At 60.3% G+C, this 16,349-nt stretch carries 14 protein-coding genes; 5 read left to right on the forward strand and 9 right to left on the reverse strand.

What is annotated here, in order from left to right:
• Positions 1 to 55: 55 nt before the first annotated feature.
• The 8 genes from DXC18_RS08940 to DXC18_RS08975 form a co-directional block, all read right to left on the reverse strand.
• Positions 56 to 256, reverse strand: coding sequence for a hypothetical protein (locus tag DXC18_RS08940; protein WP_035136858.1), 201 nt, complete (start codon positions 254 to 256; stop codon positions 56 to 58).
• A gap of 204 nt (positions 257 to 460) precedes the next feature.
• On the reverse strand, positions 461 to 2,788 hold the full coding sequence (locus tag DXC18_RS08945) for a ferrous iron transporter B (protein ID WP_117628963.1): 2,328 nt from the start codon (positions 2,786 to 2,788) through the stop codon (positions 461 to 463).
• 123 nt (positions 2,789 to 2,911) lie between these two features.
• Positions 2,912 to 3,133 carry a FeoA family protein gene (locus DXC18_RS08950; RefSeq protein WP_006234774.1) on the reverse strand — a complete coding sequence of 74 codons (222 nt, stop codon included), beginning with the start codon at positions 3,131 to 3,133 and terminating at the stop codon, positions 2,912 to 2,914.
• 39 nt (positions 3,134 to 3,172) lie between these two features.
• A complete protein-coding gene (locus DXC18_RS08955; protein WP_022094360.1) occupies positions 3,173 to 3,415 on the reverse strand; it encodes a FeoA family protein in 243 nt (80 codons plus the stop codon).
• A gap of 188 nt (positions 3,416 to 3,603) precedes the next feature.
• Positions 3,604 to 3,852, reverse strand: coding sequence for an HPr family phosphocarrier protein (locus DXC18_RS08960; RefSeq protein WP_022094361.1), 249 nt, complete (start codon positions 3,850 to 3,852; stop codon positions 3,604 to 3,606).
• Positions 3,853 to 4,273: 421 nt separating this feature from the next.
• Entirely contained in the window at positions 4,274 to 5,737 is a 1,464-nt protein-coding gene (locus DXC18_RS08965; RefSeq protein WP_117583376.1) for an amino acid permease, read from the reverse strand.
• 153 nt (positions 5,738 to 5,890) lie between these two features.
• On the reverse strand, positions 5,891 to 6,346 hold the full coding sequence (locus DXC18_RS08970) for a hypothetical protein (protein WP_117563669.1): 456 nt from the start codon (positions 6,344 to 6,346) through the stop codon (positions 5,891 to 5,893).
• 3 nt (positions 6,347 to 6,349) lie between these two features.
• A complete protein-coding gene (locus DXC18_RS08975; RefSeq protein WP_117583377.1) occupies positions 6,350 to 9,358 on the reverse strand; it encodes a glycoside hydrolase family 2 TIM barrel-domain containing protein in 3,009 nt (1,002 codons plus the stop codon).
• Between the two features lie 376 nt (positions 9,359 to 9,734).
• Here DXC18_RS08975 and DXC18_RS08980 point away from each other — a divergent pair, with 376 nt between their 5' ends.
• Positions 9,735 to 10,751, forward strand: coding sequence for a LacI family DNA-binding transcriptional regulator (locus DXC18_RS08980; RefSeq protein ID WP_117583378.1), 1,017 nt, complete (start codon positions 9,735 to 9,737; stop codon positions 10,749 to 10,751).
• Positions 10,752 to 11,056: 305 nt separating this feature from the next.
• Here the strand turns inward: DXC18_RS08980 and aspS are convergent, their stop codons facing one another.
• Complete coding sequence (gene aspS / locus DXC18_RS08985) at positions 11,057 to 12,844, reverse strand: aspartate--tRNA ligase (RefSeq protein ID WP_117583379.1); 1,788 nt, start codon at positions 12,842 to 12,844, stop codon at positions 11,057 to 11,059.
• 256 nt (positions 12,845 to 13,100) lie between these two features.
• On the opposite strand from aspS, the gene serB reads away from it, so the two are divergent.
• The 4 genes from serB to DXC18_RS09005 all read left to right on the forward strand — a co-directional run bounded on the left by serB (position 13,101) and on the right by DXC18_RS09005 (position 16,106).
• Entirely contained in the window at positions 13,101 to 13,736 is a 636-nt protein-coding gene (gene serB, locus DXC18_RS08990; protein WP_117583380.1) for a phosphoserine phosphatase SerB, read from the forward strand.
• 114 nt (positions 13,737 to 13,850) lie between these two features.
• Positions 13,851 to 14,633: a nickel pincer cofactor biosynthesis protein LarB gene (gene larB / locus DXC18_RS08995; RefSeq protein WP_117716931.1), complete on the forward strand. Its 783-nt coding sequence runs from the start codon at positions 13,851 to 13,853 to the stop codon at positions 14,631 to 14,633.
• Between the two features lie 10 nt (positions 14,634 to 14,643).
• Positions 14,644 to 15,564, forward strand: a complete 921-nt coding sequence (locus DXC18_RS09000; protein WP_117583382.1) for a LarC family nickel insertion protein — start codon at positions 14,644 to 14,646, stop codon at positions 15,562 to 15,564.
• Positions 15,565 to 15,566: 2 nt separating this feature from the next.
• Complete coding sequence (locus DXC18_RS09005) at positions 15,567 to 16,106, forward strand: TetR/AcrR family transcriptional regulator (RefSeq protein WP_117716932.1); 540 nt, start codon at positions 15,567 to 15,569, stop codon at positions 16,104 to 16,106.
• Positions 16,107 to 16,349: the final 243 nt, after the last annotated feature.

Consider the following 16,349-nt stretch of genomic DNA (forward strand, 5'->3'; position numbering starts at 1 on the left):
ATGTGCAAAGCGCCCCGCGAACGGATGCTCGCGAGGCGCTTGGGTGCCTGGACCTTTATTTGATACCGCGGCCCAAGTCTTCGGCGATTTTGTCTACGCCCTTAAGTGCGGCGCAGGTCTTTTTGTTGGAGCAATGCCCCGTACAAACGCCACCCTGGGCGCAGTCGGCGCAGGTGCCCTTTCGGTAGATACGCACGCACACGGCGACAAACGCAATGCCGATAACAGCCAACACAACAATATCGATAGGTGCCATAGTAAGCCTCCTCTAGTTAACCACCACTTACTTTACCCCATCTTCCACCTGCCAAAAAGGGACAGGTTTGTTTTGGTCGGTTTTATCTGCGGAAACGCCACATCTTACTTCTGGAGCAAAGCAATCTGTCCCCCATTGCACCAAAAAGCCCGAGTGTCGCTGGGACACCCGGGCTCATGGAAAGGGGCTAATCCTTATTCGGACTTAAGCGGAAACTGCGGCGGAAGCAGTGTTGGTCTCGTCCTCGTCGGTCCAAGCATGTTTAGGCATGGGACGGAAGATCTGGAAGAGCATCGCAACCAGCAGCACGATGGCCACAACCGTCCAGATACCAAACTGTCCAAGAACGAACAGGTTGTAGAACTGGTTGATGAACAGACCAATGACCCAAGCAAAGGCGCACTCGTAACCGATCGCGATGGCGGTCCACTTGCCGGAATCCATCTGGTTGCGGATAGTGCCCATGGCGGCAAAGCACGGAGCGCACAGCAGGTTGAACGCACCAAAGGCAACGCAAGCGCCCATAGTCGGGAACATGCCGGCGAACGCGGTCCACAGGCTCGGGTCGGTCTCGCCGGCGTCGGCGACGGACAGCAGCGAACCGGCGGTGGCGACGACGTTCTCCTTAGCGACAAGGCCCGAGACGGTCAGCGCAGTTGCCTGCCAGGTGCTAAAGCCGAGCGGGGCGAAGATCCAGGCGACCAGGTTGCCCAGCATGGCAAGCACGGAGTAGTCCATGAACTCCTCGGGGATGCCCTCCATAGCAGGCAGGAAGCCAAACGTGCCGTTGTAGCTACCAAAGTTGGACAGGAACCAAACAACGACGGTGGACGCGAAGATGACCGTGCCGGCCTTCTTGATAAAGGCCCAGCAGCGCTCCCACACGTGCAGCGCCCAAGAGCGGATCGCCGGGAAGTGGTAGGCGGGAAGCTCCATAACGAACGGCGTCGGGCGGCCGGCGAAGAGCTTGGTCTTCTTGAGCATGAGGCCCGAAGCGATGACGGCAAAGACGCCCAGGAAGTAGAAGAGCGGGCTGATCCACGCGGCGGTGGTGGAAGAATCGCCGATGATGGAACCCATGAGCAGGGCGATGATCGGCAGCTTAGCGCCACAGGGAATAAACGTGGTGGTCATGACCGTCATGCGGCGGTCCTTCTCGTTCTCGATGGTCTTGGTGGCCATGACGCCGGGGACGCCGCAGCCCGAGGATACGAGCATGGGGATGAACGACTTACCGGACAGGCCAAAGCGACGGAACACGCGGTCCATGATGAAGGCGACGCGGGCCATATAGCCGCAGTCCTCCAGGAAGGACAGCATGACGAACAGCAGGAACATCTGCGGGACAAAGCCGAAGATGGCGCCCAGGCCGCCGACGATGCCGTCGCAGACCAGCGAATCGACCAGGCCACCGTCCTCGGTGCCGCCCGCCACAAGGGCGTCGTGGACCATGGTGGTAATACCAGGAACATAGGGGCCGTACTGTGCCGGGTCGACCGAGTCGGCATTGTCGCCCGCAGCCTCGACGGCCGCGTCGTAGGCGTCGCGGCCCTGACCGAGCACGTACCAACCGTCGGTACCGAAGAGCTGGTCGTTGGTGAAGTCGGTCACCGTGCCGCCCAAGGTAGAAACGGCGATGTAGTACACGCAGAACATGATGACCACAAAGATCGGCAGGCCCAGGATACGGTTGGTAACCACGCGGTCGATCTTCTCGGAGGTGCTCATCTTTGCCGGAGCCTTGGTGAGGCACTCGTCAATGATGTGGGCAATCACGCCGTAACGCTCGCCGGTGATGATGGACTCGGCGTCATCGTCGCAGTCCTGCTCGCACTGAGCGACCAGACCTTCGACGCGAGCGGCCTTCTCCTTGGTGAGGTTGATGAGCTTGCAGGCGTCCGCATCGCGCTCGAACAGCTTGACAGCGTAGTAGCGGCGCTTGTTGGCGGGAACGCTCGCCGGCAGATTGTTCTCGATGTGGTCCAGAACGTCCTCGATGGAGGAATCGAACTTGTGCTCCGGCACCTGGCCCTTGGAAGCAGCGGACTTCTTGACCTGCTCGAACAGCTCCTTGATGCCCTTGTTCTTAAGGGCCGAGATCATCATGACCGGACAACCGAGCTTCTTGGAGAGCTTGTCCGTGTCGATCTTATCGCCGTTCTTCTCGACCAGGTCGGCCATGTTGAGGGCAACGACCACGGGCAGGCCGGTCTCGATAACCTGAAGCGCCAGGTACAGGTTACGCTCGAGGTTGGTGGCGTCGACCACCTGGACGACGACATCGGGCTCGCCGCTCATGAGGTAATCGCGCGAGCACTGCTCCTCAGGGCTGTAGGGGGAAAGCGAGTAGATGCCAGGGAGGTCCGTGATGGTAACGTTCTTGTCGCTTAGGAGCTTGGCCTCCTTTTTCTCAACCGTGACGCCGGGCCAGTTGCCAACGTAGCCGTTGGCGCCGGTGATCAGGTTGAAAAGCGTGGTCTTGCCGCAGTTGGGGTTACCCGCCAGCGCGACATGGATCTGAGAATCCGCCATTCAATCCTTCTTCCTTGTGTGCCTGCGCTGCTTTCTCCGCGCAGGCTGGATAATGTGCTTCAAAGATGCTGCATTAAGTTAGAAAAACCTAACTTTATCTGCAGATATATGCGCCGCGAGCCCTTACTGGACCTCGACGACGGCAGCCTCCTCCTTGCGGATGGAAAGCTCGTAGCCGCGCACGTTGATCTCGACCGGATCACCGAGCGGTGCAACCTTCACGACCTTGAACGAAGTGCCCTTGATGAGCCCCAGGTCCATAAGGTGACGGCGAAGCGCACCCTCACCGTGAAGCTTGACGATGGTAGAGCTCTCGCCCACCTTAACGTCACCCAACGTCTTCATCCTCTTGTCCCCCTTTCAGTTTTTATGAAATGCTGCGGACTAACCGACGGTCATGATGTGCATGGCAACCTTGGAATCGATGCCAAAGCGTGCGCCCAGCACCGTGACGATGATATTGGCGCCACTCGAGCTCACCACGTGGATTTCGTTGCCCTCGACAAAGCCGAGGTCCTTGAGGTGGTGCTTCATGTCCTCATTGCCCTTTACACGAGACACGCGCACGGTTTCGCCCGCTTTTACCATCGAAAGCGGCATGGCCGGCATCTGCGGTCCGCAAGACATGAGTGGCTCCTAACGTCAGTTCGTCCTCAACATCGACGCGATAAAAGTTAACCACGTCTATGTTCGCTTTAGTAAACTAGCACGTGGTTAACTTTTTGGAAAGGGTCCCTATTCAGATTTCGAAAAAGTTTCCTATATGAAACAAAAAGGCGCGGCAAAGAGCTGTCCTTTGCCGCGCCCTGTCATGCTTAGAGCGAGAGGTTTCTGATCGACGTAACGCAGGAAGCCTCGTCTACGCCCGAAACGCGAAAGATGATGTCCTCGCCGCACTCGCCGTAGAGAGCCATGAGGCCCATGACATCGCGACCGTCGGTATGGCGGTCGCCGATGCTGACCGACACGTCGCTACGGTGCTTGGCAATGATGTCATAGAGCAGCGCAACCGGGCGGGCGTGTAGTCCCAACGGATCTTTAATCGTCTTTGTAAACTCGACCATGTCCCCTCCCACGACATCACACATTCGGCCGGCAAACCCAGCCACGTGGTAGTTATTGTAGCGTTAGATGCTTATCGAGGGCCCCTCCGGATACCCCGTGGTCAAAAAGTGGCAAATATGAGTACTGTCACAAATTTAGTAGCAGCAAAATCGAGAGCAAATTGCCTAGCTTGAGCGATTCGAAGAGGTTGAAAGCCGTCAAACGCCCTTTAAAGGGAGTTAGATAAATCGATTTTGAGCCCATTTTCGCTCAGAGCAGGCCGAAAAATATGGCACTTCTTTTGCAACAGTACTCATATTTGGCATTTTTTGACCACGGGGGCCAAAACCATGCCCCAAAACACAAAAGGAGGGGCCTCGTAAGGCCCCTCCTTAGGAAAGGGAATCGATTTATTCCACAGCCGTAGATTAATCCTAGCCGCTACTCCATCATATCGAGGACGGAAGGGCGAAGCTCGTTCTCGGCGGCCTCGGGATCGGTCTCGCGCAGGCGGTTGATGTAGCGGTTGTACCACATCACGGCAAGGCCCAAGAAGACAACCACGCCGCCAACGTTGTAGACCAGCGTCAGCCACAGCGGCTGATCGAGCGGAATGGTGCCGCAGATAAGCACGAAGCAGAAGACCACAAGCAGGAATGCGGCAACGACCAGGCCAAAGCGGCGCGAACCCATGCGGAAGCCACGGGGAGCGGCGTCAAAGTTCTTGCGCAGCATAAAGTAGGCAAGCAAAATCAGCAGCGGTGGGAGCAGAGCGGTGGCAGCAGTCATGTTGGTAACGATCATGAGCAGGTCGTCGAGGTTACCGGAGCCCAGGGCCGGAATGATCAGGATGGGGACGACGATGGCGAACTGCAGCCAAGCAGCGCGGGCAGGAATGCCATGCTCGTTGAGCTCGACGATCTTGCTACCAAAGACGCCCTTGGGGATCTCGGTGAAGAAAACCTTGATGGGAGCAGAGGTCCACATCATGAGGGAGCCCAGCGTGGCGGCGAGAAGGATCAAGCCGATGGCGCGCGTAGACACTTCCATGGGAATGCCAAAGTGGGCAAAGACAGCGCCGAATACGTCGAAGATACCGGTGGAGATGGCAACGCCGCCCTCGGGGATGAACAGGTTAACCAGCAGCGAAGCGCCTGCATACAGAAGGCCGATGGTCAGGCCGGCGATAACGACGGTGCGCACGAAGGCCTTGACGCCACCCTTAAGGTCGTTAAGGAACACGCCGACAGACTCAGCGCCGCCAACGCCCTGGATGATCCAGGCAAGCGTACCGAAGAAGCCCCACGCAGTTGCGAAGTTGCTCATGTCGGGAGCCATGTTAGCGGGAGTAGGAGCCGTAGCGAACTCAACGCCGCCAAAGGCAGCAGCCAGGGACAGCAGGATGAACACGGCGGTCAGGCCGAGAGCCGCGGTCGAACCGAAGGAGGAAATGGAGCCGATCCACTTAGCGCCCTTGGTCGAAACCCACGTGGCGATAGCAAAGACGACGATCTCGATAATGGTGATCCACAGCTGCGAAAGCTCGGCGTTGGCACCAAAGAACACGTAGCTCGCGTAGATGATGACGTTGGGCAGGACGGACGCAAAGAAGAACAGGTTAACGAACCAGTAGCTAAATGCCGTCAGGAACGCCCAGCGACCACCCATCGAGGTCTTAACCCATGCGTACACGCCAGACTCGGAGTCCTTGTTGAGGCCGACGAACTCGGCGGTAACCAGGGTATAGGGGACAAAGTACAAAAGCGTGGCGAAGAAGAACGACGGCGCAGCTGCCAAGCCGATGGCCGCGTTGTTGTTGATGATGTTCTTGATACCGAACACGGCGGCGACCGTCATGCCCAGCAGAGCGAACGAACCAATCGTTCCTCGTTTTTCAGAGCTCATAAGCCCTCCCAATCATCTGTTAAATGTCATCTAAAACCGTCCGAGCTGCAAGTGCAAACACGGACGGCGCACCTGCTAAGGGGAATGGGGAAAAGGGAGTCAACAAAGCCATCCCCCTTAACGGCGCGAAGCAAACGTCCAGGCGGACGAATACTACTTGTTGGGGAAGGAATAACCTTCGACTGTCACGTGCAGCACCACGACGCGGGGATCCGCGGCATCGGCCACGACACGGTAGGCCTCGTCAATTTCGACGACGGCAACGCCGCCGGTGGGAATCGTCACGGTCTCCCCCGTACCCTCAAAGCGCTCGCGATCATCGATATCGCTGTAGGCGCGCGTACAGGTAAGATCGGCCTTGGAAGCCACCTCAACGGTCAGATTGCCGTCGAGCGGGGCGAGCACGGCATGGTAGCGACGGTGACCGACCAGATCGGCAGTAGCCGCCTCGTGGGCGTTCACCCACCAATACACCAGCGAGTCGCCGATAGAGTACGCCACATCGTGCTGCAGTTCAGAAACGCCGTCGAGTGCCTGACCGGTACGCATCCACTTCTTGACGGACTTCATCTGGGCGTCGAAATCGGCACGCGAGTTAAAGATATGCATGACTTATGCCTCCTTAATGGGTGCCAGCGCCTGAGCCAGATCGGCAGACGTCAGCGGTCGCAGGGACACCTCAAAGCTGAAGCTCTCAAAACGGGTGCGATAGGAATCGAGCACCTCGGAACCCCAAGAGTTCGAGCCAAGGCCGAGCAGCTGGTCGTTGATGTTGACCGTAACCGTGTCGCCCGGGACAAGATCGTAGACATGCTTGGCATTATCGATAGCCTCGCAGCTATAGGGCCATGCGGAGAACGAGAACGGATTGGAAGCGGCGTCGCTCGGACGCGTCACGACCAGACCGTCACCGTGGCTGGAGCGCAGGGCGACCCAGCGGGTACCCTCGCGGTTGGCGCAGTCCTGGGGCATAACGTAGGGCGTGAACATGTCGTCGACCGTAGTGCGGTAATGACCGACCGGGTTGGCGCGCAGCGAGTCCGGATAGTTCTCGCCCGGGCCGTGGCCATACCACTCGACGGCACGATCACAACCGGGGACCTCGAAGGAGATGCCGATGCGCGGGATAATGTCCGAATAGTCGCCGTAGGGCTCGCCGGAAACCTTGAGGTCGACGCGGCCACTCGGAAGCACGGTATAGACGAGCTCGACGCGCATGCCGAACGCGCGGACGGGAGGAGCGATACGCTGGCTCACGGTAACGACAACCGCATTGTCGTCCTGCTTCCAAGAAACATTGCGGGTAGACGTCTGCATCACATCGATGAAGTTATCCTTCCACAGGGAGTCGTACTCCTGGGCGTGGTTATCGACGAGCGGATGCCAAAAACCAACCTGGGGACCGGAGGTCATGACGTCGCGACCGGATGCCTTCCACTCGCTCACGGTACCGTTGACCTTGCTGAAGGTCAGCTCGCCGTTGAGGGAGCGAATACGAATCTCCTGCTCGGTCTCCTCGACCGTAAGCTCAGGACGAGTGGGGGCGGCAATTGCCGGCGCCGGATGGTTTGCGATGGCAAACTGGCTTGCACCCAGTTGGAACATCGGCTCGCACCAGGCGTGAGCCGCCATGGTGTAGGCGTGCACGGTCAGCAGGGTCTCGCCCACTGCGGCCTCGCGAATCACCAGCGGAAGCTGGACGGACTCGCCGGGGGCAACCGCACCGGGCATGAGCGTCTTGCGGCAGACCACGTCGCCGTCCACCAGGGTCTCCGCCGACAGGCAGACATCCTCGAGGGTGGTAAACCAACGCTTGTTGGTGACGGTCAGCTCGCCCGCCTCGGCATCGTAGGCCATGCGAACCGGGCAGATGACCTGGCCGTACTCGGTAAGGCCCGGGCTCGGCTGCTGCCAGGGGAACACCATGCCGTCGATGCAGAAGTTGCTGTTGTTGGGGTAATCGCCGTTGTCGCCGCCATACATGTCGTAGGCAACGCCGTCCTCGGTCACAGCAGCCAAACCGTGGTCGCACCATTCCCAAATAAACTGGCCTTGGATGCAATCCCAGCGATCGAAGACCTCCTGGTACTCGGACAGGCCTCCGGGACCATTACCCATGGAGTGGCCGTACTCGCAGTTGATGCGCGGCTTGGGGAACGGATGCTCGCCAAAGTCGTTCATCTGCGACACGCGGGAGTACATGGTGGAAATGACGTCGACGGTATCGGCGTTGCGATCCTCCTCGTAGTGGACCGGACGACCGTCGAGCTCGTGAGCTTTGGCGTACATCGCGCGGATGTTGCAGCCATAGCCGCTCTCGTTGCCCATCGACCACATGATGATGCACGCGTGGTTGCGTTCCTGCATCACCAGGCGCTCAACACGGTCAACGTAAGCCGGCTCCCAGGCAGGGTCGTCGGTGACCAGGGCGATATTGCCGATATTCTCGAAGCCGTGGCTCTCCATATCTGTCTCGGCGACCAGCATGATGCCGTACTCGTCGCACAGCTCGTAGAAGCGCGGATCGTTGGCGTAGTGGGACGTGCGCACCGCGTTGATGTTGTGCTGCTTCATGAGCTCCAGGTCGCGGCGCATGCGCTCGAGACCCACGGCGCGGCCCTTGTGATCGTCGTGGTCGTGGCGGTTGACGCCATGCATCTTAAAGTAGGTGCCGTTGAGGTAGATATGATTGCCCTCGACCGTCACCTCGGCAAGGCCTTGGCGATGCGGAACGTACTCGCTGACCTCGTCGCCGTCGTAGACCTCAAGCGTAAGGTCATAGAGGAAGGGGTCCTCGGGGTTCCAGAAGTGGGCATCGGCAACGCTGCACTCGGCATGGCCGTCGACGCACTCGCCCGTAGCGACCACATTCTGGCCATCGCTGAGCGTATACACGACGCGACTTGCGCCCTCGGCAACCGTATCGAGCGTGATCAGAGCGGCATCGCCCTCGCGGTGCGTGCGGAACCTAAAGTCGACCAGATGCGCGGCGGGACGCTGCATGAGGTACACATCGCGGAAGATGCCCGATGCCCACCACATGTCCTGGTCCTCGATGTAGCTACCATCGCTGTACTGCAGAACCTTGACCGCAAACAGGTTGTCGCCCTCGACGAGCGCGTCGGTCACGTCAAACTCGGCGGACAGGCGCGAACCCTTGGTCATGCCGATAAACTTGCCGTTGACATACAGCTCGCCGTAGCTCTCGATACCGTCGAAGCGAATAATCTCGCGAGCGCCGGCAGGCACGGCGGGAAGTTTGACGATGCGCTGGTAGACGCCCGTAGGGTCGTCGGAGGGAACGAACGGCTGATCCACCGGGAACGGAAAACCCTCGTCGGTGTAGGCAAGGTTGCCATAGCCGTCTACCTGCCACAGGTGCGGAACCTCCACGTGATCCCACTCGGGCTTGTACGTGCAAAGTGCTTCGTTGGAGACGGCCGCGGGGCCCTCAAAAAGGCGGAACTGCCACGAGCCGGACAGCTGGACAAATCCGCGCGACAGCTCGCGGCTGTACGTAGCGGCGAGATCGGCGGCCTCATAACCCATAAAGTACGCATGGGGTGCCAGGCGGTTCCTGTGGGTGAGCGCTTGGTTTTCCCAATCGTTAATGGCGTCCATGGTGATGCTCCTTCGTCATCGTAGTGCTTCTTTGTGCAACCGGTTGTCCTTATCTTACGGGCGGTACAAAAATCTGTGCAACCGGTTGTCCGCCGAACGGTCGATTTTGTCGGATTAACGGTGCAACCGGTTGTACAACCACGACACTTATGTCACCCTGAGTATCGAAACTCAGCGCAAAACAGCATTCCCAGGCGGCTGACAACGGCCGCGCCCATCTATGCCCCACCCGTGCAAGCCATGTTCAACAGCAGCTTGAACGTGAAATGCCACCAGTGGCCGGATATCATGAACGCTGTTCAGGCGCACTATAGTAAGCTGTATCCGCACCAGCCCGTATCAATGACAACATCGACCGCATTTTCCAGGAGACGCCATGACCCAACCAGTTCGCACCGCACCTACGCTTGCCGAGGTTGCCGCAGCTGCCGGCGTGTCGCGCTCCACGGCATCGCGCGCCCTCAACGATTCGCCCCGCATTAGCGAGGAAACCAAAAAGCGCGTCCGCGCAGCGGCCAAGGAAGTCAATTTTGTCCCCAACGCTCGTGGCCGAGCGCTCGCTGTCGGACGCACGGAAATCATCGCCGTGCTCGTGACCGAGCCCCTGAGTGAACTCTTCAGCGACCCCACCTATAGCGAGTTTTTGAGCGGCATTACCGAAGAACTGTCGGAGTCATCCTATCTGCCCGTTATCTTGCAGGCGTCTTCTACGCATGAGCGCAACCGCGCACGCGAGCACTTTGAGCGCCGCTCGTTCGACGCCGTAATCAACGTCTCCCCCTACAAGGGCAGCGAACTGCTCGAGGTACTGCGCGAGCTGGGCGTGCCCACCGTGTTGTGCGGCCAGCTCGAGGGTCACCCCTATCGCGATGTGTTCTCGACGGTCTACTCTGACGACGAAGAGGGCGGACGCTTTGCGGCACTCGCCATGAAGGAGCGCGGGCGCAAAGATATCGTCGCCGTGTTGGGACCGCAAGACAACCCCGCTGTTGTCGACCGCCTGCGCGGCTACCGCGCCGTCTTGGGCGAAGACCTCCCAGACGCAAACGTTATCTATACCGGCTGGAACAGCGGAGACGGCTATCAGGCCATGCACCAGATCCTCGCGCGCGAGATTGCTTTCGATGGCGTGCTCTGCGGATCGGACCGTATCGCGGCTGGCGTCATCACCGCACTCAACGAGGCAGGCCTATCCGTTCCGGCGGACGTTTCTGTCGTCGGCTTCGACGATCACGAGATTGCGGCGCGCTGCGTCCCCGCACTCACGACCGTCCGCCAGCCCCTGCGCGAAGAAGGCCACATGGCCGCCAACATTGCGCTCGACATGATCAAGGGCGCCGAGCCCACCACCTCCGTGATGCACATGCAGCTCGTTCAGAGAGACTCGCTGTAGGAAACTGGGCCGGGCTTTTCGCCAGACAGTTGTTGCGGAAAGCCTGCCCCGTTTTGAGCGCTCATTCTGGGGCACAGTTTCCGTTAGACCGCTCAAGCGGAAACTGTGCCCCATTATTTTGCCGAATTCTGGGTCGCGCTTTCCCAGAGGACCCCCTTTGGGAAAGCGCGACCCGTTCTGGACGCAGATTCCGGGACGCACTTTCCGCAACGCCCGGTCATCCCATGCCCTCACAATCTCGACGTATAAAAAACGAGGGAAGGCACGTGTCCTTCCCTCGTTACGGGCAATATGTAGCCGCTTGCCTACATCAGGCGCAGGCTGACGTCCTTGAGCTGGGCGCCGGAAACGGCACTCGGGGCGCCCGACATGAGGTCGGAGCCGCTGGCCGTCTTGGGGAACGCCATGACGTCGCGGATGGAGTCGGAGCCGGTGAGCAGCATGCACACGCGGTCCAGGCCCAGGGCGAAGCCGCCCATCGGGGGCGCACCAAACTTGAGAGCCTCCATGAGGAAGCCGAACTGCGACTCGGCGCGCTCCTCGGTAAAGCCCAGGAGCTTGAGCATGGACATCTGCATTTCGGCGTTGTGGATACGCATACCGCCGCCGCCGGCCTCAAAGCCGTCCATGACAAAGTCGTAGGTGCAGGAACCGGCTGCCAGCGGGTCGGCCTCGATCTTGGCGATGTCGGTCTCGGTCGGCAGGGTGAAGGGCTGGTGCTCGGCAGCGTAAGCCTTGCGGTCCTCGTCCCAGTGGAACAGCGGGAAGTTGACGACCCACAAGAAGTCGTGGCCCTCGCGCTTGATCTCGAGCGCGTTAGCCATGTGGGAACGCATGCCGCCCAGGATCTCGTCGGAGAGCAGGCGCGGGCCGGCGGCGAACATCACAAGGTCGCCGGGCTCGACGTCCATGCGCTCGCGCAGGGCAGCCATCTCCTCGTCCGAGAAGAACTTGACGATGGGGCTGTTGATGGAGCCGTCCTCGCGGAAGGCGATCCAGGCAAGGCCCTTGGCGCCAAACGTGGAAGCCACGCCGGCAAGCTTATCGATCTTGGCGCGAGCCCAGGCACCGGCGCCCTTGGCGTTGATGGCCTTGACGACAGAGCCCTCCTCGTTCGCGGCAGTCGCAAAGACCTTGAACTTGGAGTTGGCGAAGATGTCGGTCAGGTCGACCAAGTGCATGCCATAGCGGGTATCGGGCTTGTCGGAGCCATAGGTGTCCATGGCCTCCCAGTAGTTCATGCGACGCAGCGGCGTGGGCATCTCGACACCCATGCGGCCGAAGGCATCGGCAAGAACCTCTTCGAGCGCGCTCATAACGTCGTTCTGGTCCACGAAGGACATCTCGATATCGACCTGGGTGAACTCGGGCTGACGGTCGGCACGCAAGTCCTCGTCGCGGAAGCACTTGGCAACCTGATAGTAGCGCTCGACGCCACCGACCATAAGCAGCTGCTTCAGGAGCTGCGGGGACTGCGGCAGGGCGTAGAAGTTGCCCGGCTGGATGCGGCTGGGGACGATGAAGTCGCGGGCGCCCTCGGGCGTGGACTTGAACAGGGAGGGCGTCTCGACCTCCATGAACTCACGGTTGTGCAGCGCCTCGCGAATGGCAAAGGTAAAGTCGGAGCGCAGCTTGAGGTTGGCCATCATCTCGGGACGACGAAGGTCCAGATAGCGATAGCGCAGGCGGGTGTCCTCGCTGGTCTCGATGCCGTCCTCGATCTGGAACGGCGGGGTGACGGACGTGTTGAGCACCTCGGCGTGGTCGGTCAGGACCTCGATCTCGCCAGTCGCGAGCTTGGTGTTGGTGGTCTCCTCGCCACGGGCGCGCACGACGCCGTGAATCTTGATGGGCCACTCGGGACGCATGGTCTCGGCGATCTTAAAGGCGTCGCCGTCGGAGTGCTCGGGGTCGAAGGTGAGCTGCGTGATGCCCTCACGGTCGCGAAGGTCGCAGAAGATAAGGCCGCCGTGGTCGCGGCGACGGCTCACCCAACCGGTGAGGGTGACCTCTTCGCCCACGTTCTCGAAGCGAAGCTCGCCGCAGGTACGGGTGTGCATGGAATGCTCATCGATGGGACGGGTCTGGCTCATACCAGTGATCCTCCTTTATGGATCTGTGCCGCCCCGTGTCGTTCCGGGCGGCGTCGTACAGATTTGCCCAGCCTGCGTAAACCGCGCAGCCAGACATGGCGTTCTATCTTATCGCACTCGCGTCGATGTGCCGCGAAAAAGTGGCTCCTGCCCAAAGACTTGACGGAGACGAAACAATTGACGCGCCGTGACACCCGCCCGCGCTCGTCACGTGCGACAATGTGCCCCAATACAACTGCACTTGGAAAGGCCCGCCATGACTGCACGCCTCATCGTTATGGATATCGACTCCACGCTCATCAACCAGGAGGTCATCGACCTGTTGGGCGAGGAAGCCGGCGTGGGCAAGCAAGTGGCGCAGATCACCGAGCGCGCCATGCGCGGCGAGCTTGACTTTAAGCAAGCGCTCGAGGAGCGCGTGGGGCTGCTTGCCGGCTTGGACGAGAGCGTGTTCGAGCGCACCTTTGAGCGCGTGACGTTTACCCCCGGCGCGCTGGAGCTTGTGCGCTCGGCGCACAGCAAGGGCTGGAAGGTCGGCGTCGTAAGTGGCGGCTTCCACGAGGTTGCCGACAAGATCGTGGCCGCCGCGGGAATCGACTTTTGCCTGGCCAACCGTCTGGAGGTCGTAGGCGGCAAGCTCACCGGTAAGTTGGCTGCCGACATTGTGACCAAGGAGTCCAAGCTCATCCAGCTGCTGGACTGGGCAGTTGAGTGCGGCGTCGACATGGCCCACACCGTCGCGATCGGCGACGGTGCCAACGACATCCCCATGATTCAGGCCGCGGGCACGGGCATCGCGTTTTGTGCCAAGCCCAAGACGCGCGAGGCCGCCCCGTTTGCCATCGACGAGCGCAATCTGATGCTCGCCATGGACATCATCCTGCGTGACTAGTCGATCCGTCTAACAATTGAATCAGTCTGTCCTATAGTTTCCGAACAATTTTGTCTTAATGTTCGGAAACATACCCTTTGAGTGCTAGACTTTGCGCCGTCGAAGGGAACATATATGGATAAGCGAGATCTTGAGCAGTTACTGAGCGATGTTGCCGGCGGGGCAGTCACCCCGGCCGTCGCCCTCACGCGCATCCAGACGGCTCCGACCGCCGATTTGGGCTTTGCGCAGCTCGATCTTTCGCGCGGGGTGCGCCAGGGAGCCGGCGAGGTTGTCTACGGTGCCGGTAAAACCGCCGATCAGATTGCCGCCATTATCAAAGCGCTGCGCGATGCCGGCCAGGAGCGCATCCTGGTCACGCGCCTGGACGCCAAAAAGGCCGCCCGCACCTCGGAGCTTCTCGGCAACGGCATCGACCTGGGATATGTCCCGGACGCGCAGCTCGCCCTCGTGGGCGGCAAGCCCTCCCCTACCGGCAACGGACGCATCGTTGTCGCCTGCGCCGGCACGAGCGACCTGCCCGTCGCCGAGGAAGCCGCGTTGACGGCCGAGTTCTATGGCAACGAAGTCGATCGCCTTTACGACGTGGGCGTCGCCGGGCTGCACCGCCTGCTTGCGCATGCCGATGAACTTGCCCAGGCGCAGGTGGTCATCGCCATCGCCGGCATGGAAGGCGCCCTGGCGAGCGTCATCGGCGGCCTGGTGAGTTGCCCGGTCATCGCCGTTCCCACCAGCGTGGGCTACGGCGCGAACTTTGGTGGCGTGGCCGCGCTGCTCGCCATGCTCAACTCCTGCGCCAGCGGCGTCTCGGTCGTCAATATCGACAACGGCTTTGGTGCCGCCTACCAGGCAAGTCTTATCAATCATCTGAGCGCCGGCACGCCCTGCGCCCGCTAAGGAGCATCCCATGTCCAACCATCAGCACACGCTTATCATCGACGGCACCTCGGGCATCAGCGGCGATATGACCGTTGCGGCCCTGCTCGACCTGGATGCCAGTGAGGAGCAGCTGCGCGAACAGCTCGCCACGCTGCCGGTCGATGGCTTTTCGATCGCCGTCACGCGCGTAAACAAGCACGGCATCGACGCCTGCGACTTTGACGTTCAGCTGGCAGAGGAGCTCGAGAACCACGACCACGATATGGCCTGGCTCTACGGCAACGAAGCAGCTGTCGAGCATATGCATGAGCATGAGCACCACCATCATCATGACCATGACGAGCATGAGCACGAGCACACACACGACCATGACCATGAGATCCACGGCCATGGCCACGAGGGGCATCATCACGCCCACCACCATCACCACCGGTCTTTGGCGGACGTCACCGCCATTATCGATGGCTCGCAGCTAAGCGATGGCGCCAAGCGTCGCGCCCTCGCCATCTTTACCGCACTCGCCGCTGCCGAGGCCAAGGCTCACGGCAAAACGCCCGAGACCGTCATGTTCCACGAGGTGGGCGCCATCGACTCCATCGTCGACGTCTGCTCTGTCGCCATCTGCCTCGATGACCTGGGCATTGAGGACATCGTGGTCGAGTCGCTCTCCGAGGGCCACGGAACCATCCGCTGTGCACACGGCCTCATGCCCATTCCCGTCCCCGCTGTCGTCAACCTGTGCCAGGCGGGCAATATCGCTCTCACGCCTGCACCGGTCGCTGGCGAGCTCGTAACGCCCACAGGCGCCGCCATCGTCACCGCCCTGCGTACGTCCGACCAACTGCCCTCACGCTACCGCATCGAAGCTGTCGGCTACGGCGCCGGCAAACGCCCCTACGAGGGTTGCTCCGGCACGCTCCGCTGCCTGCTCGTTCACGCGGACGCATAGCCATGGATGCCCGCAAGGCAAAAAGCCGCGCCGCCATCGTTGCGGCGTTCTCCGAGCTCCTGCGCGAGGAAGATTACGGCAAGATCACCGTCGGCGACATCATCGCTCGCGCTCACGTAGGCCGCGCGACATTCTACGGTCTCTTTAAGAGCAAAGACGACCTACTGTCCGAACTCGTGAGCGACATCTGCACCCACGCTCTTGACGACGATGGCACACCGCTCGACGACCCACTCGTGCAGGTCGAGCATATCCTCAACAATCTCTGGGAACGCCGCCAGGGCGTTCGAGCCCTCGTAGCCGGCGCCGGCTCACGCGTCTTCGCCGACTGTCTCCGCAAGACCATCATGTCGCGCGCAGCCGAAACCGTCCCCGTCGACCCCGCAGTCCCCGCCGGCACCATGGACCGCAGTTTCCTACTACACCACATAGCCTCAAGCTTCGTAGGAATGGTCCAATGGTGGGCCTGGCACAACTTCCAAGCAGACAAAGCCGACGTAGCCAAAGACTACCTATCAGCCATACAGCCCCTCTTCACCTAAGTTAGCCTCTCATTCCAAAGTCTCGCCCCCATCTCAGGGCACTAAAAAGCAAAGTGCCCATCCCATCCCCAAGTCACGCTTTCTTGTAAGGGCACCCAAAAACAAAGCGCCCCTCACATCCAAATTCAGATATATATGTTGGGTTGCTTGTTCGAACACAGCCAAGAATGCCCAGGGCTCGGCAATGGTTTACTTTCCAACGCATTCCGCACTGATATCTTCTGTATTGAAGACGTCGATGAT

It is taken from the genome of Collinsella sp. OM08-14AT (genome assembly GCF_003438115.1).
In the GTDB taxonomy this organism is placed as follows: Bacteria; Actinomycetota; Coriobacteriia; order Coriobacteriales; family Coriobacteriaceae; genus Collinsella.